General features: G+C 68.4%; 17 protein-coding genes and 2 pseudogenes. 10 read left to right on the top strand and 9 right to left on the bottom strand.

Annotated features, from left to right (window positions below; genetic code table 11):
* Positions 1-67 precede the first annotated feature (67 nt).
* The 5 genes and pseudogenes from CYU59_RS05770 to CYU59_RS05750 all read right to left on the bottom strand — a co-directional run bounded on the left by CYU59_RS05770 (position 68) and on the right by CYU59_RS05750 (position 6,693).
* A complete protein-coding gene (locus tag CYU59_RS05770) occupies positions 68-1,198 on the bottom strand; it encodes an Mrp/NBP35 family ATP-binding protein (RefSeq protein ID WP_292976834.1) in 1,131 nt (376 codons plus the stop codon).
* A gap of 213 nt (positions 1,199-1,411) precedes the next feature.
* A pseudogene (locus CYU59_RS05765) lies at positions 1,412-3,040 on the bottom strand (PPE family protein).
* Between the two features lie 185 nt (positions 3,041-3,225).
* Positions 3,226-4,467 (bottom strand): lytic murein transglycosylase, encoded by a 1,242-nt coding sequence (locus tag CYU59_RS05760; RefSeq protein ID WP_292980450.1) that lies wholly within the window; start codon positions 4,465-4,467, stop codon positions 3,226-3,228.
* Positions 4,468-4,867: 400 nt separating this feature from the next.
* Positions 4,868-5,404, bottom strand: coding sequence for a DUF1003 domain-containing protein (locus tag CYU59_RS05755; RefSeq protein WP_292976833.1), 537 nt, complete (start codon positions 5,402-5,404; stop codon positions 4,868-4,870).
* The gene (locus CYU59_RS05750) at positions 5,401-6,693 is read right to left on the bottom strand and encodes a CBS domain-containing protein (protein ID WP_292976832.1); all 1,293 of its coding nucleotides are present in this window, start codon (positions 6,691-6,693) and stop codon (positions 5,401-5,403) included. Before CYU59_RS05750 ends, CYU59_RS05755 begins: the two co-directional genes overlap by 4 nt.
* Before the next feature lie 23 nt (positions 6,694-6,716).
* On the opposite strand from CYU59_RS05750, the gene CYU59_RS05745 reads away from it, so the two are divergent.
* Entirely contained in the window at positions 6,717-7,688 is a 972-nt protein-coding gene (locus CYU59_RS05745) for a CoA ester lyase (protein WP_292976831.1), read from the top strand.
* On the opposite strand, the gene CYU59_RS05740 is transcribed toward CYU59_RS05745, so the two are convergent.
* Positions 7,685-8,254: a DUF4190 domain-containing protein gene (locus tag CYU59_RS05740; RefSeq protein ID WP_292976830.1), complete on the bottom strand. Its 570-nt coding sequence runs from the start codon at positions 8,252-8,254 to the stop codon at positions 7,685-7,687. The two genes, CYU59_RS05745 and CYU59_RS05740, sit on opposite strands and share 4 nt — an antisense overlap.
* A gap of 174 nt (positions 8,255-8,428) precedes the next feature.
* Between CYU59_RS05740 and CYU59_RS05735 the strand changes: the two genes are divergently transcribed.
* Genes CYU59_RS05735 through CYU59_RS05710 form a run of 6 tightly spaced genes read left to right on the top strand, consistent with a single transcriptional unit; the run spans position 8,429 to position 13,870 of the window.
* A complete protein-coding gene (locus tag CYU59_RS05735) occupies positions 8,429-8,959 on the top strand; it encodes a general stress protein (RefSeq protein WP_292976829.1) in 531 nt (176 codons plus the stop codon).
* A gap of 3 nt (positions 8,960-8,962) precedes the next feature.
* Positions 8,963-10,357 (top strand): extracellular solute-binding protein, encoded by a 1,395-nt coding sequence (locus CYU59_RS05730; protein ID WP_292976828.1) that lies wholly within the window; start codon positions 8,963-8,965, stop codon positions 10,355-10,357.
* A 17-nt stretch (positions 10,358-10,374) separates the two neighbouring features.
* A complete protein-coding gene (locus tag CYU59_RS05725; protein ID WP_292980447.1) occupies positions 10,375-11,274 on the top strand; it encodes a sugar ABC transporter permease in 900 nt (299 codons plus the stop codon).
* A gap of 4 nt (positions 11,275-11,278) precedes the next feature.
* Entirely contained in the window at positions 11,279-12,103 is an 825-nt protein-coding gene (locus CYU59_RS05720; protein ID WP_292980444.1) for a carbohydrate ABC transporter permease, read from the top strand.
* 4 nt (positions 12,104-12,107) lie between these two features.
* The gene (gene ugpC, locus CYU59_RS05715; protein ID WP_292976827.1) at positions 12,108-13,283 is read left to right on the top strand and encodes a sn-glycerol-3-phosphate ABC transporter ATP-binding protein UgpC; all 1,176 of its coding nucleotides are present in this window, start codon (positions 12,108-12,110) and stop codon (positions 13,281-13,283) included.
* Positions 13,280-13,870, top strand: coding sequence for a suppressor of fused domain protein (locus CYU59_RS05710; protein WP_292976826.1), 591 nt, complete (start codon positions 13,280-13,282; stop codon positions 13,868-13,870). The genes ugpC and CYU59_RS05710 overlap by 4 nt, the downstream gene beginning before the upstream one ends.
* A 156-nt stretch (positions 13,871-14,026) precedes the next feature.
* Here the strand turns inward: CYU59_RS05710 and CYU59_RS05705 are convergent, their stop codons facing one another.
* Positions 14,027-15,133, bottom strand: coding sequence for a magnesium and cobalt transport protein CorA (locus tag CYU59_RS05705; protein ID WP_292976825.1), 1,107 nt, complete (start codon positions 15,131-15,133; stop codon positions 14,027-14,029).
* A 198-nt stretch (positions 15,134-15,331) separates the two neighbouring features.
* Between CYU59_RS05705 and CYU59_RS05700 the strand changes: the two genes are divergently transcribed.
* The 3 genes from CYU59_RS05700 to CYU59_RS05690 are packed head-to-tail and all read left to right on the top strand — an operon-like array spanning position 15,332 to position 18,405.
* Positions 15,332-16,321, top strand: coding sequence for a malate dehydrogenase (locus tag CYU59_RS05700; RefSeq protein ID WP_292976824.1), 990 nt, complete (start codon positions 15,332-15,334; stop codon positions 16,319-16,321).
* A gap of 48 nt (positions 16,322-16,369) precedes the next feature.
* Positions 16,370-17,560: an NADP-dependent malic enzyme gene (locus CYU59_RS05695; RefSeq protein WP_292976823.1), complete on the top strand. Its 1,191-nt coding sequence runs from the start codon at positions 16,370-16,372 to the stop codon at positions 17,558-17,560.
* A complete protein-coding gene (locus tag CYU59_RS05690) occupies positions 17,557-18,405 on the top strand; it encodes a glycine betaine ABC transporter substrate-binding protein (RefSeq protein WP_292976822.1) in 849 nt (282 codons plus the stop codon). The genes CYU59_RS05695 and CYU59_RS05690 overlap by 4 nt, the downstream gene beginning before the upstream one ends.
* A 69-nt stretch (positions 18,406-18,474) precedes the next feature.
* Here CYU59_RS05690 and CYU59_RS05685 read toward each other — a convergent pair whose 3' ends face one another.
* On the bottom strand, positions 18,475-19,305 hold the full coding sequence (locus CYU59_RS05685) for an SDR family oxidoreductase (RefSeq protein WP_292976821.1): 831 nt from the start codon (positions 19,303-19,305) through the stop codon (positions 18,475-18,477).
* 256 nt (positions 19,306-19,561) lie between these two features.
* Positions 19,562-19,683, bottom strand: a pseudogene (locus CYU59_RS05680) (type VII secretion protein EsxI); the annotation flags it as partial.

Below are 19,683 nucleotides of genomic sequence, written 5' to 3'. Positions count from 1 at the left end.
TGGAACCAATCTGTCGCGCAGCTCGTCGCGAGAGTGTCAGCACGTGTCCACCGTAGCGGCGCAGGGCTCAGCGTCGGCTGGTGTCCAGTCCCAGTGACATACCGGCCAACCCGCGGCGCCGCGCCGACAGCGCGTCGGCGACCTTGCCGAGTTCCTTGCCGACGGGGGAGTCGGGCGCGCTGAGCACGACCGGCAACCCGGCGTCGCCGGCGGTGACCAGCGCGGGATCCAACGGGATCTGGCCGAGCAGTGGCACGTCGACACCCATTGTGCGGGAGAGCCTTTCAGCGACCTGAGCGCCGCCGCCCGCGCCGAACACCTGCATCGTCGAACCGTCGGGCAGCAGCAGCCCGGACATGTTCTCCACCACGCCGATGACGCGCTGCTTGGTCTGCAGTGCGATGCTGCCGGCCCGTTCGGCGACTTCGGCCGCCGCGAGTTGCGGCGTTGTGACGACGATGATTTCGGCGTTGGGAATCAGCTGGGCGACCGAGATCGCGATGTCTCCGGTGCCCGGTGGCAGGTCGAGCAGCAACACGTCGAGGTCACCCCAGTAGACGTCGGCCAAGAACTGCTGCAGCGCCCGGTGCAGCATCGGCCCGCGCCACACCACCGGGGTGTTCTCACTCGTGAATTGGGCGATGGAGATGACTTTGACCTCGTGCGCGATCGGCGGCAGGATCATCGACTCGACCTGGGTGGGCCGGTCGGTGGTGCCCATCATGCGGGGAATCGAGTGGCCGTGGATGTCGGCGTCGAGCAGGCCGACCGCGATGCCGCGCGCGGCCATCGCCGCGGCCAGGTTGACCGTCACCGTCGACTTGCCGACGCCGCCCTTGCCGGAGGCGATGGCGTACACCCGGGTCAGCGACCCGGGCTGGGCGAATGGGATGACCGGCTCGCGGGAATCGCCGCGCAACTGCTTGCGCAGTTCGGTGCGCTGCTCGTCGTTCATCACGTCGAGGCTGACCCGGACCGCGCCGGTTCCCGGCACGTCGGCGACGGCTTGGCGCACCCGGTCGCTGATCTCGGTCTTCTTCGGGCACGCCGCGGTGGTCAGGTAGATCTCGACGTGCACGTCGCCGCCCGCGTCGCTCTCGATACTTTTGACCATCCCGAGTTCGGTGATGGGGCGGCGCAGTTCGGGATCGATCACCTTCGCCAGCGCGGCACGAATGTTCGCAGTCGGATCAGACATCACCGCCGAGTCTAGTGGTGCGACGATGCAGGCGGATAACGCCTGCTGAGGAGCGGCACCGTGGGGCTCAGGCGTGCGACGATGCAGGCGGATAACGCCTGCTGAGGAGCGGCACCGTGGGGCTCAGGCGTGCGACGATGCAGGCGGATAACGCCTGCTGAGGAGCGGCACCGTGGGGCTCAAGCGTGCGACGATGCAGGCGGATAACGCCTGCTACCGGCGCGAGGATGCGGCCTCGCCGGACTGGCCCGGGTCGGGGCTCCAGCTGCTGGGCATCATCGGCATCCGGGGGCCCTCGCCGTATTCGGTGCCGGCCAGCGTGGTCCACCCCGCCGCCCCGGCCACGCGGTCCAGGATCGCGGTTCCGGCGAAACCCACGCCTGCCGAACCCCGGTCCGATGCGACGGTCGAGGCGATGTGCGCATCGAGGGTCGCGGGCCCTGGTAGATCGTCGTCGAGGTCCATGTATTCGACGCCCCGAACACGTTCGACGACCGTCGCGTGCCTGCGACGCCGTCGCGCCGGGGCTTTCCCTGCCGCGGCTGCCGCCGCCGACTGCGCTGTGGCCGCGGCGGCCCCACTGGCGGTCGGCTCCTGCGCCTTGGCGCTCATGCTCGGGCCGAACCCCACTCCGGGCGGAGCCACCAGGTAGGGGTAGGCAAACGCTTCCACCCCCGTGACCGCCGGCAGCGGTGGCGGTGAACCGGCCGGCGGCGGGCCGGGCGCAACAGCGTGCGCGGTGGCCGGAGCCGAACTCGGACTCACGGTGATCGTGGTCGGCGTCGGTGTCACCGCCGGCAGCGCGGCTTGCGCTTGCGCCGGGACCGGCCCGACGTCGGCGGGCACGACCGGCGCCGGGACAAGGCCGGCCAGTCCGGACAACCCGGCGAGCCCACCCAGCGCTCCGAGACCGATGACTGGCACCACCGCCATCGGAGCCAGCAGGGGGGCGGCGAGCATCACCAGTTGACTTCCGTGGACCGCAGCCATCGACACCTAGACGACCAGCAGGAGAAACGTGCCGCTGGTCGGCTGCGTGAGCAATTGCGGGAGGATGTCGGTGAACAGTCCCTCGATCGTGCCGGTGAAGCCCTCCAGGACCATCTCCGGCGTGAAACCGGTACTGGCGGGGTCGATCATCCACTGGATCAGGAAGTCGTACTGCACGGTCAACTGGTCGATCAGCCAGCCGAGTTGTTGGGCGGGGTCGGACGGCGGAACCGGGGGGCCCATGTCACCCATGTCGTCGCCCATGTCCATGCCGCCTGACCCGTCGCCCATATCGCCCATGGCCGACGCGGATTGCTGCATGATGCGAGGCGCCGGCTCAGCCGGCGGCACGGCTGCCACGGCGGCGGTGGTGGTGGCTTGATAGACGCTCATCGTGGTGGCGGCCTGAATCCACATCCGCAAGTAGTCCGCCTCGTTGAGTGCGATCGGAATCGTGTTGATGCCAAAGAAATTCGTCGCCAGCAACGCCCCGTGCGTGACGTGGTTGGCGGCCAGTTCGGGCAGCGTGGGCATGGTGGCCAGGGCGGTGGTGTAGGCGGCTGCCGCGGTCAGGTGCGAGTCGGCCGTCACCGTGCTGTCGGCGCCGGTTCGAGCCAGCCACGCCAGGTACGGCGCGTGGGCGGCCAGGTACGCCTCGGCGCTGGGTCCCTGCCAGGCCCCGGCCTGCACCGCACCCAACAGTCCGGTCAACTCCTGTGCCGCGGAGGCGTATTCAGTACTCAGCGACGACCACGCCTCGGCGGCGGCCAGCAGTGGCCCGGGCCCGGGGCCGCTGCCGAGCAATGTCGAATGCACCTCCGGTGGCAACGCCATCCAGACCGGAGCAGTCATCAGCCGTTGCCCTCGCACGCAGCAACCCAGGCGCTCACGCCGTCGCTCATCACATCGCGGATTGAATACGACGCAGCGTCGTAGCTACAAGACCCTCACCGGGTATGGGGTATCCGAGCTACGAGTCCTGTTGTGAGATAACAAGATCCGGCCAACTGACGTTCGGCCGCCTGGTTTGCGACAGGTCAGGCCGGAGGGCCCGGCGGCGTGCCGGCGGGTTGCGCGGGCGCCGGGACGACCGGAGCGGCAGGTGGAACGGCGGCGGGGACCGGTACGGCGGGCGCCGGCGCGGCCGGCGGAACAAATGCCGGCGGAACAACGGCGGGCGGCGGGACCTGCGGGGGCAGGAACGCGGGTCCGAACGGCGGCGGCACCATCCCGGCCGGGGCCTGAGGTGCCAGCGCGTCGGGCGTCGGCACGTTGATCTGGGCGGGTCCCGGCGCTTGCTGGCCGATGCAGATCACCGTGCACGACGGGCCGTAGCCGACCGGGCCCTGCGCCGACCAGGGTTGGCCGTTGCCCGCGTTGCCGCTGAGGTCGATCAACGGCGATCGGGCCATCGGGTCGCTGCCTGCCAGGCCGTGCATGTTCAACGGCAGGTTGGGCCCGAGGCCTTCGGCGTGCTCGAGGTGCGCGTCGCCCAGTGGTGGGGCGGGCCCGGTCAGCGGCGGCAGGTCGACCGGCACGACGCCGGTGGCGTACGCCGCGGCCCAGCCCAGCACATTCTGGGCGTAGGGCATCGAGTTGTTGTAGCGCAGGATCGACGACAGCACCTGCGACTGATCGCGCAGGTTCAGCCCGCCGCTGCACAGGTATCGGGCGGCCGCAAGCGTGGCGTCGTACAGGTTCTGGGGGTCGGCCGTGCCGTCGCCGTCTCCGTCGGAGGCGTAGCGCGCCCAGGTGCCCGGCAGGAACTGCATCGGCCCCATCGCGCGGGCGTAGTTGACCCGCCCCTGCGCGCTGCTCTGGACGATCACCTCGTTGCCCGGCAGCGTGCCGTCCAGCGTCGGCCCGTAGATCGGCCGGACCGCGGTGCCGCGCGCGTCGGTGGCGCCGCCGTTGGCGTGGCCCGACTCGATGCGACCGATACCGGCGAGCAGGTTCCAGCTGATGCCGCAGCCCGGTTCGGAGGTGGCCAGCATCCGCTCGGCGTTGCGGTAAGCGGTCAGTGCCATCGCCGGAATGCCCAGTGTCCCTGGGGTATTGACGACCAGTGTCGGCGGCGGAGCCGACGCGGCGGCTTCGGCGACGTGGAAGCCGACCTTCGGGTGCTCGACCGCGACCACCAGGGGGCCGGCCGGGTCGGTGGACGCCCGCGCCACCGCGGCGACCGGGGTGATTGCGGCGTCGCGCACCGTCGACTTGGTCAGCGGGAACGGCGGTGCACCGGCACCGTCGACGCTGGCGTAGATCAGGCAGGCGATCATCGCCACGCCGAACGCCGGCGACTTGGCGCCGCTCGTCAGTGATCGCTGGACGGTCGAGGTGGCGGCCCGGGCGGCGAAGGCGACCGCGTCGTAGCCGTCCACCACGAGGTCGTAGGCGTACAGGATGCGCAGGTTGTCGGCCGTGTGGAAAAGCGCGCCACCGACCGCAGAGGCCGTATTGCCAACGACGGCAGGCAGTTTCGGGGCTTTTGGCATGCGAAGGACTGGCTTTCGCATCTTTGCAAGGGCTGGACGTAAGCCCATGCGTCCCCCTACCCGCCTCGACCTGTTTGGTGCTCGAGAGCCTCGTGAACTACGTCACCATACATAACAGTGGTGACTCCAGTGACAACAATGGCGGACTCGCTGCCTGTGAAAACGCCGTGTCCGCGCCGCCGTGTCAATTAGGCGAGGGAGCGCGCCGGCCGACCTCGTCGCCGGCGTCTTTCTGTCCTCTGGAGATCTGTTCCTGCAGCAGGTCTCGCAGATCTTCGATCTCGCGGCGCAAGGACTCGCGGTTCTTTGCCACGTCGCCGATCGCCAGTCGCAGCGCGGCCAGCTCGCGGGCCAGGTATTCGGTGTCGGCCTTGGTTTCCTCGGCGCGTCGCCGATCCTGTTCCAGGGTGACCCGGTCGCGGTTCTCCTGGCGGTTCTGGGCCAGCAGGATCAACGGGGCTGCGTAGGCGGCCTGGGTGGAGAACGCAAGGTTGAGCAGGATGAACGGGTAAGGGTCCCAGCGCAGGCTGACCGCGAAGACATTGAGCAGAATCCAGACCATCACCACGATGGTCTGGATCAGTAGGTAGCTGCCGGTGCCGAAGAAGCGGGCGATCGACTCGGTGAAATTCCCGACGGCATCGGCGTCCAACCGCGGGGCCGACAGCCGTGAGATGCGCGGGGTGTAGAGCCGCGAGCGCGGCGCAGACGACTTGCTCACGCCATGCCTCCCACGCCGAGCGCCGGGTCTTCGGTGGAGTCCCGCCAGTCGTGCGGCAGCAGATGATCGAGCACGTCGTCGACCGTCACCGCGCCCAGCAGGTGATGCTGCGCGTCGACGACCGGGCCGCAGACCAGGTTGTATGCCGCGAAGTAGCGGGTCAGCACCGGCAGCGAGGTGTCGGGCTCCAGCCACGGCAGGTCCGCGTCGACGATGCCGCCGACCAGCATCGACGGGGGTTCGCGCAGCAGGCGCTGCAGCGCCACGCAACCCAGGTACTGGCCCGTCGGGGTGGCCGTCGGCGGGCGGACCACCAGCACCAGCGACGACAACGCGGGCGTCAGATCCGGGTCGCGGACCCGGGCCAGCGCCTCGGCGACCGACGTGTCCGGCGTCAACACCACCGGTTCGGACGTCATCAACCCGCCCGCGGTGTCCGGTGAGTGCTTCAACAGCCGTCGCACCGGATCGGACTCCTCGGGATCCATCTGCCGCAGCAACCGCTCGGCCAGCGTCGGCGCCATGGTGCCGAGCAGGTCGGCGGCGTCGTCGGGGTCCATCTCCTCGAGCACGTCGGCCGCTCGCTCGTCGCCCAGCTGCATCAGCAGCTCGGCCTGCTCCTGTTCGGGCAGCTCCTGCAGGATGTCGGCGAGCCGGTCGTTGTCGAGGGCGGAGACCACCTCGTACCGCCGTTTGGCCGGCAGCTCGCGCACCGCGTCGGCCACTTCGATCGGCCGCCATTTCTCGAACTGGTGCAGCAGCTGCGCGACGCCCTGGCCGGGCATCGCCAGCGCCGACGGAGTCAGTCCGGACACGTTGCGCCAGCCGACGATGTAGGTCGCGCTGCGCCGGCCGAGCTTTCGTGGCATCCGCAGCGAGACCCGGGTGGCCAGCCAGTCCCGGGTGCGGGTCTGCTCCAGGCCCAGGTCGGTGACGACGACGTCGACGTCGGCCAGCTCGGGTAGTTCGGGATCGTTGACCCGCACCCTGGTGTCGATGATCTGGCCCAGCACCAGGACCTCACCGGGCCGTTGCTGGAATCGCAGCATCGACACGTTGTTGGTGGTCAGCGTGACCGCGTTGGGCTCGATCGAGGACACCCGCAGGATCGGTACGAAAATTCTTCGGCGCGAGGCCATTTCAACGACGAGTCCGAGAACTCGGGGTTGCTGGCGAACGATGCTGATGCTGACCACGACGTCGCGCACCCGGCCGAGTGACTCGCCCATCGGTCCCAGGACCTGCATTCGCGCCAGCCGCGCGGCGTACACCCTGTTGATCGAGGCCATGGCTCAAAGGGTAGGAGTGAGGGGTGAACAACGCTTACCGACCCCGCCGCACCTGCCTGTCGGTGCCGGGTAGCAGCCAGAAGATGATCGACAAGTCCAAAGGCCTTCCCGCCGACGAGGTGTTCCTCGATCTGGAGGACGCGGTGGCCCCCGACGCCAAGGCCGATGCCCGCGGCCGGGTCGCCGCCGCACTGGCCGCGCCGGGTTGGGCCGGTCAGCTGCGCGGGGTGCGGGTCAACGACTGGACCACGCCGTGGACGCACGCCGACATCATCGAGGTGGTCTCCGCCGTCGGCGCGGCACCCGACGCCAAGCTCGACGTGGTGGTGCTGCCGAAGGTGTCGGACGTCTCCCATGTCCAGGCGCTCGACCTGCTGCTCACCCAATTGGAGACCGTGCACGGTCTGCCGGTCGGCGAGATCGGCATCGACGCGCAGATCGAAGACGCCCGGGGCTTGACCAACATCAACGCGATCGCCGCCGAGCCCCGGGTCCAGGCGCTGGTGCTCGGGCCCGCGGACCTGATGGCGAACCTCAACACCCGCACGCTGGTCGTCGGCGAGCAGCCGGAGGGCTATGACGTCGGCGACGCCTATCACCACGTGCTCATGACGATCCTGGTGGCCGCACGCGCCCACGGCAAAGCCGCCGTCGACGGCCCCTATCTCAAGGTCCGCGACGTCGAGGCGTTCCGGCGGGTGGCCGGCCGGTCGGCGGCGCTGGGCTACGACGGCAAGTGGGTGCTGCATCCCGACCAGATCGCCGCGGGCAACGAGATCTTCAGCCCGCGCCAGGCCGATTACGACCATGCCGAGCTGATCTTGGAGGCCTACGAATGGCACACCTCGGCGGCCGGCGGCGCCCGGGGTGCGGTGATGCTCGGTGACGAGATGCTCGACGAGGCCAGCCGCAAGATGGCGTTGGTGATCGCCGCGAAAGGACGCGCGGCGGGTATGGAGCGAAAGTCCGATCCGTTCGAGCCGCCGACCGACTAACCCATGAACACCGGCGCGTGCATCATCGCGGCGGTGTACATCACCATGAACAGCAATAGCAGCGCCGCGGTGCCGGCGCCCACGACCACCCCGGCGATGGCTAACCCGCGGCCCTCCTGACCGGTCCGCTTGATCTGGTTCAGCGCGACGGCGCCCATCACCGCCGCGGTGACCGGAATCAGCCAGCCCACGAAGCAGAAGATGGCCAGCGGAATGCCGAGTATCACCCCGGCGATCGAGGTGACCAGCGACGCGACGGCCAGCCCGTTGGTCTCCCGCAGATTGGCGCCGTAGGCCTGATACGGGTCGTAGGAGTAAGGCGGCGGCGCGCCGTATCCGCCCGGGCTGCCGTACGGCGACGGCGGGACGCCGTAGCCACCGGGGCCGCCGTAGGGCGGTGGCGGCGGATAGCTGTATGGCGACTGCGGCGGCGGGCCCGGGTACGGCGGAGCCGGCGGGTAGTCCGGATAGTTCACCGGCTGCTGCGGATCGGCCGGCGGATGCTGGTACTGCTGCCACGGGCCGGGCTGATCACGGCTGGGGTCACCGCCACCCGGAGCTGTCATGCCGTTCAACCTATCGCGGCTGGGCGGCTTGACTCTGCGCTGAGGGCGTCAGCTACTCGCAGTCCTGCGCCGTGGACGCAGAGTCAAGGGATTGCCGCGGCGTTTGCGCAGGTCGCGGTCGCGGTTTGCCGGTGGCGCAGATCCGGCGAGGGCTCAGCGCGCACAATGTAAGCCATGAGCAGCCCTTTTCAGCCTGGACAGGTTCCCGGTGCCGCCCCCGGCACCCCGGCCGGGAGTAAGCGCGCACCGGGACTGCCGACGCCGCCCAGAGGCTGGCCGGTCGGTTCGTATCCCACCTACGCCGAGGCGCAACGCGCCGTCGACTATCTGTCTGATCAGCAGTTTCCGGTGCAGCAGGTCACCATCGTCGGGGTCGACCTGATGCAGGTCGAGCGGGTGACCGGCCGACTGACCTGGCCGAAAGTCCTGGGCGGCGGCGTGGTCAGCGGGGCGTGGCTGGGCCTGTTCATCGGGCTGATGCTGAGCCTGGTGTTCTCCAACCCGCACCCGTTGGGGGCGTTGACCACCGGTCTGGTCGCGGGTGTGATCTTCGGGTTGATCAGCTCCGCGATCCCGTACTCGATGGCGCGGGGCACCCGCGACTTCAGTTCGACGCTGCAGCTGGTGGCGGGCCGCTACGACGTGCTCTGCGACCCGAAGAACGCCGAGCAGGCCCGGGATCTGCTGGCCCGCCTGGCCATCTGAGCCGTGCATCGCCGGTGGGGGGCGATCGCCGCTGCGGTGCTGACGGCCGCGTCGGCGCTGTCGGGCTGCGGATCACACGACGACGGCCGCGTGGTGGGCTTCTACACCCCGGCCGGTGACGCGGCGGCGTTCGCGGCGCTGGCGCGGCGGTGCACCGACCAGCTCGGCGGCCGGTTCAGGATCCGGCACTTCAGCCTGCCGAAGTCCACCGACGATCAGCGCATCCAGCTGGCCCGCCGGCTCAGCGCCGACGACCACAGCGTCGACATCATCGCGATGGACGTGATCTGGACCGCCGAGTTCGCCGAAGCGGGCTGGGTGCTGCCGCTGTCCGACGATCCGGCGCACCGCGCCGAGGACGACGCCCGCACCGACACGCTGCCGGGACCGCTGTCCACCGCGACCTGGAAGCATCGACTCTTCGGCGCGCCCGTCACCACCAACACCCAATTGCTCTGGTATCGGCCGGATTTGATGGACAAGCCGCCGACCACCTGGGACGCCGTCATCGCCGAGGCCACCCGCCTGCACGCCGTCGGCGGGCCCAGCTGGATCGGTGTGCAGGCCAACCAGAACGAAGCCGTGATGGTGTGGTTCAACACTCTGCTGGAAAGTGCTGGCGGCCAAGTGCTTTCCGACGACGGCGGCACGGTCACCCTCACCGACACCCCAGAGCACCGCGCGGCAACGGTCAAGGCCCTGCAGATCATGAAGTCGGTGGCCGACGCGCCGGGCGCCGACCCGTCGGTGATCCGGTCCGACGCCGGCACCGCGCGGCTCGCATTCGAGCAGGGCCGATCCGCGCTCGAGGTCAACTGGCCCTACGCGCTGGCCTCCATGCTGGAGAACGCGGTGAAGGGGGGCGTGCCTTTCCTGCCATTGAACCAGCGGCCGGACCTGGCCGGCAGCGTCAACGACGTCGGCTCGTTCGTGCCGACCGAGCAGCAGTTTCGCGAGGCATATGACGCCAGCACAAAGGTTTTCGGTTTCGCGCCCTACCCGCGGGTGCAGCCGGGTCAGCCGGCCAAGGTGACCATCGGCGGGCTCAACCTCGCGGTGTCGGCGACCAGCCGTCGCAAGGCCGAGGCGTTCGAGGCCATCCGGTGTCTGCGGAGCCCGGCCAGCGAGAAGTTCATCTCGCTGCGCGGCGGGCTGCCCGCGGCGCGCGCGTCGCTGTACGCCGACCCGCAGTTCCAGGCGAGGTACCCGATGTACGACATCATTCGCCGGCAACTCACCATTCCCGCGGTCCGGTTCGCGACACCGGCCTATCAGGCGGTGTCGACCCGGATCGCCGCGACCCTGGCGCCGATCACCCGGATCGATCCGGAGCGGACGGCTGACCAGCTCGCGGTACAGGTGCGAAAGGCGATACAGGGCAAAGGATTATTGCCGTGAACCGCGCGCCGACGACGATGCAGAGCAGGAGCGGCGCCAAGAATGACAGGACGTCGGGGGACCGGCGGCTGGCGTTCGCTCTGATCGCGCCCGCTGCGGTGCTGATGCTGGCCGTCACCGCGTACCCGATCGGTTACGCGGTCTGGCTGAGCCTGCAGCGCAACAACCTGGCCACCCCGAACGACACCCGCTTCGTCGGCCTCGGCAATTACCAGACCATTCTGACCGACCGGTACTGGTGGACCGCGCTCGCGGTGACGCTGGCGATCACGGTGGCCTCGGTGTCGATCGAATTCGTGCTCGGCCTGGCGTTGGCACTGGCGATGCATCGCACGCTGATCGGCAAGGGTCTGGTGCGCACCGCGGTGCTGATTCCCTACGGCATCGTGACGGTGGCCGCCTCCTACAGCTGGTTCTACGCGTGGACGCCGGGCACCGGCTATCTCGCCAACCTGCTGCCGGACGGCAGTGCGCCACTGGCACACCAGTACTCGGCCCTGGGGGTGGTGGTGATCGCGGAGGTGTGGAAGACGACACCGTTCATGTCGCTGCTGCTACTGGCCGGCCTCGCGCTGGTGCCGGCGGATCTGCTGAAGGCGGCCGAGGTGGACGGCGCCGGCGCCTGGCGGCGGCTGACGAAAGTCACGCTGCCGTTGATCAAGCCGGCGATCCTGGTCGCGCTGCTGTTCCGCACACTGGACGCATTCCGCATCTTCGACAACATCTACGTGCTCACCGGTGGCACCGGCAACACCGGGTCGGTGTCGGTCCTGGGATACGACAATCTGTTCAAAGGGTTCAATGTCGGTCTGGGTTCGGCGATTTCGGTGTTGATCTTCTGCTGCGTCACGATCATCGCGCTCGTCTTCATCAAGTTCTTCGGCGCGGCGGCCCCGGGTGGCGGCGATGGTCGCTGAGCGGATCGGCGCCCGGCGCGCGGCCGGCTGGGTGGTCGTCGACGCGCTGGTGCTGACCTACGCGCTGGTGCCGGTGCTGTGGATTCTGAGCCTCTCGCTCAAGCCGACGTCAATGGTCAAGGACGGCAGGCTGATTCCGTCACGCCCGACGTTCGACAACTACCGCGGCATCTTCCGCGGTGACTACTTCAGTGCGGCGCTGCTCAATTCGGTCGGCATCGGCGTGCTCACCACGGTGATCGCGGTGGTGATCGGCGCGATGGCGGCGTACGCGGTGGCGCGGCTGGACTTTCCCGGTAAGCGGCTGTTGATCGGTGCGGTGCTGCTGATCTCGATGTTCCCGGCCATCTCGTTGGTCACGCCGCTGTTCACCATCGAACGCCGGATCGGGCTGTTCGACACCTGGCCCGGTCTGATCATTCCGTACATCACGTTCGCACTGCCGCTGTCGATCTACACGCTGTCGGCGTTCTTCCGGGAGATCCCGTGGGATCTGGAGAAGGCGGCCAAGATGGACGGCGCCACATCGGCGCAGGCCTTTCGCAAGGTGATCGTGCCGCTGGCCGCGCCGGGAATCGTGACGACGGCGATCCTGGTCTTCATCTTCGCCTGGAACGACCTGCTGCTGGCGTTGTCGCTGACCGCCACCAAGGCGGCGGTCACCGCGCCGGTGGCGATCGCGAACTTCACCGGCAGTTCGCAATTCGAGGAGCCCACCGGCTCGATCGCCGCGGGCGCCATGGTGATCACGGTGCCGATTATCGTTTTTGTTCTAGTCTTCCAGCGACGGATCGTCGCGGGGCTGACGTCCGGTGCGGTGAAGGGATAGCGCGATGGCCGAGATTGTGTTGGACCGGGTGACCAAGAGTTACCCCGACGGCGCGCTGGCCGTGCAGGAGTTCAGCCTCACCATCGCCGAGGGCGAGTTCATCATCCTGGTCGGCCCGTCCGGCTGTGGAAAGTCGACGACGCTGAATATGATTGCCGGACTTGAGGATATCTCGTCAGGCGAACTGCGCATCGGCGGCCGGCGGGTGAATGACAAGGCGCCCAAGGACCGCGACATCGCGATGGTCTTCCAGTCTTACGCGCTCTACCCGCATATGACCGTGCGCCAGAACATCGCCTTTCCGCTCACCTTGGCGAAGATGAAGAAGGCGGACATCGCCAAGAAGGTCGAGGACACCGCGAAGATCCTCGACCTGACCGAGGTGCTCGACCGCAAGCCCGCGCAACTGTCCGGCGGGCAGCGCCAGCGGGTGGCGATGGGCCGCGCGATCGTGCGCCAGCCCAAGGCTTTTCTGATGGACGAGCCGCTGTCCAACCTCGACGCCAAGCTGCGGGTGCAGATGCGCGGCGAGATCGCCCGGTTGCAACGGCGGCTGGGCACCACCACCGTCTACGTCACCCACGACCAGACCGAGGCAATGACGCTCGGCGACCGGGTGGTGGTGATGCGCGCCGGTGTGGTGCAGCAGATCGGTACGCCCGACGAGCTGTACGAGCGGCCCGCCAATCTGTTCGTCGCCGGTTTCATCGGATCACCGGCGATGAACTTCTTCCCGGCCGGCCTGACATCGACCGGGCTGCGCCTGCCGTTCGGCGAGGTGACGCTCACCCCGCCCGTTCTCGAGGCGCTGGCCGCGCACCCGGCGCCGGAGGACGTGATCGTCGGTGTGCGTCCGGAGCATCTCAAGGACGCGGCGCTGATCGACGGATACGAGCGCATCAGTGCGCTGACGTTCGAGGTCAAGGTCGACATGGTCGAGTCCTTGGGCGCCGACAAGTACGTCTACTTCACCACCGAGGGATCGGCCGTGCACGCCGAGCAGCTGTCTGACCTGGAGGACGAATCCGGTTCGGGGGAGCACGAATTCGTCGCCAGGGTGCCGGCCGCGTCCAAGGCCGCCAAGGGCGCCACCATCGAGCTCGCCTTCGACCCCACGCAGATCGCCGTGTTCGATCCCGGCACCGGGGCCAACCTGACACTCGCGCCCGTGGCGACGTGAGCCGGCCGCTGGACCGGGTCCGCGCTCACCTGGACACCCACTTCGGTCACGCCGAACCCGATGTCGCCAGCGTGACCTTCCTGGGCGCCGACGCAATCGACGTGCTGCGGTATCGCGTCGACGACACCGTGCACTACGTCTCGCTGGGCTGCTCGCGACGGCCGATGGTCGACCCGACGACGATGGTCGCCGACCCCGAACTCGGCCCACGCGCCGAAGTCGTTCTGCGACTGCGCAATACCGAAGCCATCACCGGACTGGCCCGCACCCTGGCGATCGTGGCGGCATCACCGGCGGTCGAGGGTCTGGTGCTGGTGCCCGACGCACTGGTCGACCTCAGCGGTCCGCTGTGGACTCACCCGTCGGCGAGGGTGCCGTTCACCGCGGTGTTGTTGGGCGACAGCGACATCGCCGAGCTGCCGCTGGGGCCGCCACGCGACCCGGTGCGCTTCCTTTCCGCGACGCCGATCACCGCGACCGAGGCGGCCTGGGTGCGGCTCAAGGGCGCCGACGCGATGCGGGAGGCCTGGCGTACCGACGGGGTCGACGTGCTGGACCCGTACCGGCCCGCCGCGCAACCACAGTGACCCGTTACGTCACACCCGTCGCGTCTGTATCCGCGCCCAGCCACATACCGGCGTGCCCGCCTCTGAGCGAAAACGGAACTGAATTCGCTCAGAGGTGGGCACTTCGACGGTCGGAATTACCAGATACGCGAGGGGCGGATGTGACCGGCGCGCCCGCTACAGCCAGTCCCGGCGCCGGAAGTTTCGGTGCAGCAGCAGACAGATCAACGCCGTGCCGACGATCGTGGTCGGATAGCCCCAATGCCATTTGAGCCCCGGCATGTACTCGAAGTTCATCCCGTAGATGCCGGCCACCATGGTGGGGATCGCCAGCAGCGCCGCCCACGCCGACATCTTGCGCATGTCGGTGTTCTGCTGCATCTCGACCCGGGCCAGCGCTGCCTGCACCAGCGAACTGAGGTTCTCGTCGTAGCTGGCGATCTGATCGGCGGCGTGCGAGTGGTGGTCGCCGACGTCGCGCAGATAACGCCGGACCTCCTTGGAGACCAGGTCCTTGTGTTCGGTCTGCAACCGCGCGAACGGCACCGACAGCGGGTTGACCGATCGGCGCAGCTCGACCACCTCGCGTTTCATCTGGTAGATCGGCTCGATCTGGGTGCGGTGGTCCGGCGCGAAGGCCTCCTCCTCGATCGCGTCGATGTCGCCTTCCATCAACTCGGTGACTTCGAGGTAATGGTCGACCACCGAGTCCGCGATCGCGTGCATCACCGCGAACGGCCCCAGCCGCAGGTGGTCGGGGTCGGAGTCCATCCGCTTACGCACGTCGGAGAGCCGACCGTGATCGCCGTGCCGGACCGTCACCACGAAGTCTCGGTTGACGAAGACCATGATCTCGCCGGTCTCGACGATCTCGCGGGCCAGCAGCGTCGACTCGTGGGGCACGTAGTTCAGCGTCTTGAGCACCAGGAACAGCGACTCGTCGTAGCGCTCGAGCTTGGGCCGCTGGTGGGCGCAGACCGCGTCCTCGATGGCGAGTTCGTGCATGCCGAACGCGTCGCCCACCTCCAGCATCTGATGCTCGGTCGGAGCGTGCAGCCCGATCCAGGCGAAGGCATTGCGGCCACCCAGCTGCAGGTCGGTCACCTTGGCCCGGGCTTCGGCGTAACTGAACGACCCGGGAAGCCGCACGCCGTCGACGTAGATCCCGCAGTCCACCACTGCCAGGTCGGCCGGCGGGTCCAGCGGCGGAAGACTGGGAGGCTCGTCCCGTTCAGGCCGTGCCAGAGGACGCAGCGTTTCCGGTATGTCGCGAAACGAAGGCATCCTTCACCTCCCGTCGCAGCTCGGATCGGATAAAGCCTCGGTCATGCTACGCGCGTTAAATGGCAATCGCCTGCCAGCAGAATGGCGCAGCTCACAGCGAGGTGGGGTAGGGATTTTCCAGGTGCGCCGGTGCGCTAGTTTCGACGCGACGCATAGCGCATCAAGCTGCCCCACACTCCACTTAAGGAGCGAATGACCGTGAGCACTACACCCCTGAAGGTTGCCGTCACCGGTGCCGCCGGCCAGATCGGCTACAGCCTGCTGTTTCGCCTGGCCAGCGGCTCGCTGCTGGGCCCCGACCGGCCGATCGAGCTGAGGCTGCTGGAGATCGAGCCCGCGCTGAAGACGCTCGAGGGTGTGGTGATGGAGCTCGACGACGGCGCGTTCCCGCTGCTGTCCGGCGTCCAGATCGGCGCCGACCCGAACAAGATCTTCGACGGCGTGAACCTGGCGCTGCTGGTCGGCGCCCGCCCGCGCGGTCCGGGCATGGAGCGTGGCGACTTGCTGGAGGCCAACGGCGCGATCTTCACCGCCCAGGGCAAGGCACTGAACTCCGTGGCCGCCGACGACGTCCGCATCGGTGTCACCGGCAACCCGGCCAACACCAACGCGCTGATCGCGCACAAGAACGCCCCCGACATCCCCAAGGAGCGGTTCTCCGCACTGACCCGCCTGGACCACAACCGGGCCATCTCGCAGCTGGCCAAGAAGACCGGCGCCAAGGTCACCGACATCAAGAAGGTGACCATCTGGGGCAACCACTCGGCCACCCAGTACCCCGACATCTTCCACGCCGAGATCAACGGCAAGAACGCCGCCGAGACGGTCAACGACGAGAAGTGGATCGCCGACGACTTCATCCCGACCGTCGCCAAGCGCGGCGCGGCGATCATCGATGCGCGCGGCAGCTCCTCGGCCGCCTCGGCCGCGTCGGCCACCGTCGATGCCGCCCGTGACTGGCTGTTGGGCACGCCGAAGGACGACTGGGTGTCGATGGCCGTCGTCTCCGACGGCTCCTACGGCGTGCCGGAGGGCCTGATCTCGTCGTTCCCGGTCACCACCTCTGGTGGCGACTGGAGCATCGTGCAGGGGCTTGACATCAACGACTTCTCCCGCAGCCGGATCGACAAGTCGACCGCCGAGCTGGCCGACGAGCGCACAGCGGTCACCGATCTGGGCCTGATCTGAGCACTCGTCGATTAGGGCTACTAATGAGTAGTCAGTACGCTGGGCTGTGTGTCCGAGTTGGTTGAATCGATACAGACCCGTAACGACGAGGGTGCGATCACCGATGCGGAAATCTTCGAGGCGCACTCGGGCGGCAAGCTCTCCGTCGGTCTGACGACGGCGCTGGACACCCAGCGCTCGCTGTCGATCGCCTACACCCCGGGTGTGGCGCAAGTGAGCCGCGCGATCGCCGGCGATCACACCCTGGCGGCCCGCTACACCTGGTCGGGCCGGCTGGTCGCGGTGGTCAGCGACGGCAGCGCGGTGCTCGGCCTGGGCGACATCGGGCCGGCCGCGTCGCTGCCGGTGATGGAAGGCAAGTGCGGGCTGTTCAAGGAGTTCGCCGGCCTGGATGCCATCCCGATCGTGCTGGACACCAAGGATCCCGACGAGATCGTCGAGACGCTGGTTCGGCTGCGTCCGACGTTCGGGGCGGTCAACCTCGAGGACATCTCGGCGCCGCGCTGCTTCGAGATCGAGCGCCGCGTCATCGAGGCGCTGGACTGCCCGGTGATGCACGACGACCAGCACGGCACCGCGATCGTGGTGCTGGCCGCGCTGATGGGCGCCGCCACCGCCCTCGACCGCGACATGACCACGCTGCGCGTGGTGGTCTCCGGTGCCGGCGCTGCCGGGGTGGCGTGTGCGAATCTGCTTCAGACCAAGGGCATTTCAGACATCACCGTGCTCGACTCGCAGGGCATCCTGCACCGCGACCGGGCCGGCATGAACGTCGTCAAAGCCGAGCTCGCCGGGCGCACCAACCCGTCGGACCGCACCGGTGGCATGGTCGAGGCGCTCGAAGGCGCCGACGTGTTCATCGGGGTGTCCGGCGGCGTGATTCCCGAGGAACTGATCGCCACCATGGCGCCCCGGAGCATCGTGTTCGCGTTGTCGAACCCCGACCCGGAGGTGCACCCGGACACCGCGGCCAAGCATGCCGCGATCGTGGCCACCGGGCGAAGTGATTTCCCGAACCAGATCAACAACGTGCTGGCCTTCCCCGGCGTGTTCCGCGGCGCACTGGACGCCGGCGCGCGCCGGATCACCGAAGCGATGAAAGTGGCTGCGGCCGAAGCGATTTTCTCCATCGCCGCTGACGACCTGACGCACGACCGGATCGTGCCGAGCCCACTCGATCCGCGGGTCGAGCCGGCGGTTGCCGCCGCGGTGGCGGCCGCCGCCGATACGTCGGAGTGACGCGCGGCCGGCTCGGCGCGCTGGCGCTGGCGGCTGCGCTGGCGGTGGCGGGGTGCGGCCACGCCGGGAATCGTCCGGACGAGCTGGTGGTCGGATCGCGTGCCGGTGTCGAGTCGACGCTGCTGGCTGATGTGTACACCGGGGCGCTACGGTCGTACGGCTTTCCGGCCCACACCGAGCAGGCGTCAGACCCATTGTCCAAGTTGGACTCCGGCGCTTTCGTGGTGGTTCCCAGTCTGACCGGCCGGGTGTTGCGGACCTATCAGCCGGAGGCCAAGGTGTGGTCCGACGCGCAGGTCTACAAGGCGATGATCGGCGCGCTGCCGGAGGGTATCGCCGCCGGTGACTATGCCACCGCCGCCGAGGACAAGCCCGCGCTGGCGGTGCCCGCCGCGACGGCGAAGGATTGGGGCGCAACCGATCTCAGCGTGCTGACCAAGCATTGCGATGGGCTGACGGTCGGATCACTCGCGGGCGCCGTGACGCCCGCGGCGGTCGGTCAGTGCCGACTGCCGGAGGCGCGTGAATTCCCGGACACCGCAGCGCTTTTCGCGGCAGTGCGATCCGGTGAGGTGACGGCGGCGTGGACCTCTTCGGCCGAGCCGAACATCCCTGCCGACCTGGTGGTGTTGAACGACGGCAAGCCGGCGCTGGTGCAGGCCGAGAACGTGGTGCCGCTGTACCGCCGCAACGAGTTGAGCACCCGGCAGCTACTGGCGGTCAACGAGGTGGCCGGTGTGCTGGACACCGCCGCACTGGTCGACATGCGCCGCCAGGTGGCTTCGGGGGCCGATCCGCAGGCGGTGGCCGACGCCTGGCTGAGCGAACACCCGCTCGGCCGCTGACGACGATGCAGACCGGAACGGTCTGAGGAGGAGCAGCGAAGAGGGCCCCGCTGACGACGATGCAGACCCCTAGCGCGAGGGCGGCTTGAGCCGCGCGATGACGGGGGCGAACAGTCGCTGATAGTTGGGGCCGCTGAGCCGCACCAGCGCGTCCAGGACGACCGCGTCCGGCCCGACCAGCACCCGCACCTTTTTCTTGCGTACGCCGTCCAGGATGATCTCGGCGGCCCGTTCCGGGGTGGTGTTGGCCAGTCGCCGGTCGAACAGCTTCGCCGTCTTCTCGGCGTCCACGCCCTCGGCGGCCAGGCCATTGCGGGCGATCGCGGTCTTGATACCGCCCGGGTGCACCGAGGTGACCCCGACCGGGTGACCGTTGTGCGCCATCTCCTGGGCCAGCGATTCGGTGAACCCGCGCACCGCGAACTTGGCGGCGTTGTAGGCGGCCTGGCCCGGCATCGACATCAATCCGAACAGGCTGGAGATGTTGATGACGTGGCCGTCGCCCGAGGCGATCAGGTGCGGCAGAAAAGCCTTGGTGCCGTTGACAACTCCCCAGAAGTCGACGTCCATCACCCTCTCGATTTCTTTGAACTGGGTGATTTCGACGTCGCCGGTGAACGCGATGCCGGCGTTGTTGTAGATCTGGTTGACCTTGCCGTAGTGCTCCTTGATGGTGTCGGCGTAGATCTGAAAGGCCTCCCGCTCGGTGACGTCGAGACGGTCGGACCGCACCGGCGCCGAGATCGCCTTGAGTTGCTCCTCGGTGTGCGCCAACCCTTCCAGGTCGACATCGCTGATCGCCAACGAGGCGCCCGAGCGGCCGAGTTCGAGAGCAAGTGCCTGACCGATTCCCGAACCGGCACCGGTCACGACGGCTACTTTGCCGGCAAAGCCTTCCATGAACGCTCCTTGTCTGGCGGTTGCGGTTCAGGCTAGCCGGTACCGGCGGTATCACCGGTCGGCGGGTGGTCGCGTAGCAGGGGATCGGCCGCGCGACCTCCCTCAGGCATGGCCAGCTCGGTGCTGGCCAGATGGGCCGTGCTGGTTGGCTTGCGCGTCGCAACGGCATGAAAAACGCCGGCAGGTCCGCGCGATGCGGACGCTGCCGGCGCCTCGAAAGCCGTTCAACGCCAACGCAGTTGGCGCTGTGCGGGGGTCAGGCCCAGCTGCCGCCGACGGCGGCGTCGGTGCTCGACATGTTGTTGCCGGCGGTCTGCACCTTCTGGCCGTGGCTGTTGGCCTGCTCGTAGATCACCTGGAAGTTGCGTCCCAACGAGG

It is taken from the genome of Mycobacterium sp., assembly GCF_002863225.1.
Classification (GTDB): Bacteria; Actinomycetota; Actinomycetes; order Mycobacteriales; family Mycobacteriaceae; genus Mycobacterium.
The sequence above is the reverse complement of the archived record's forward strand: the minus strand, read 5'-3'. Positions and strand labels throughout refer to the sequence as shown.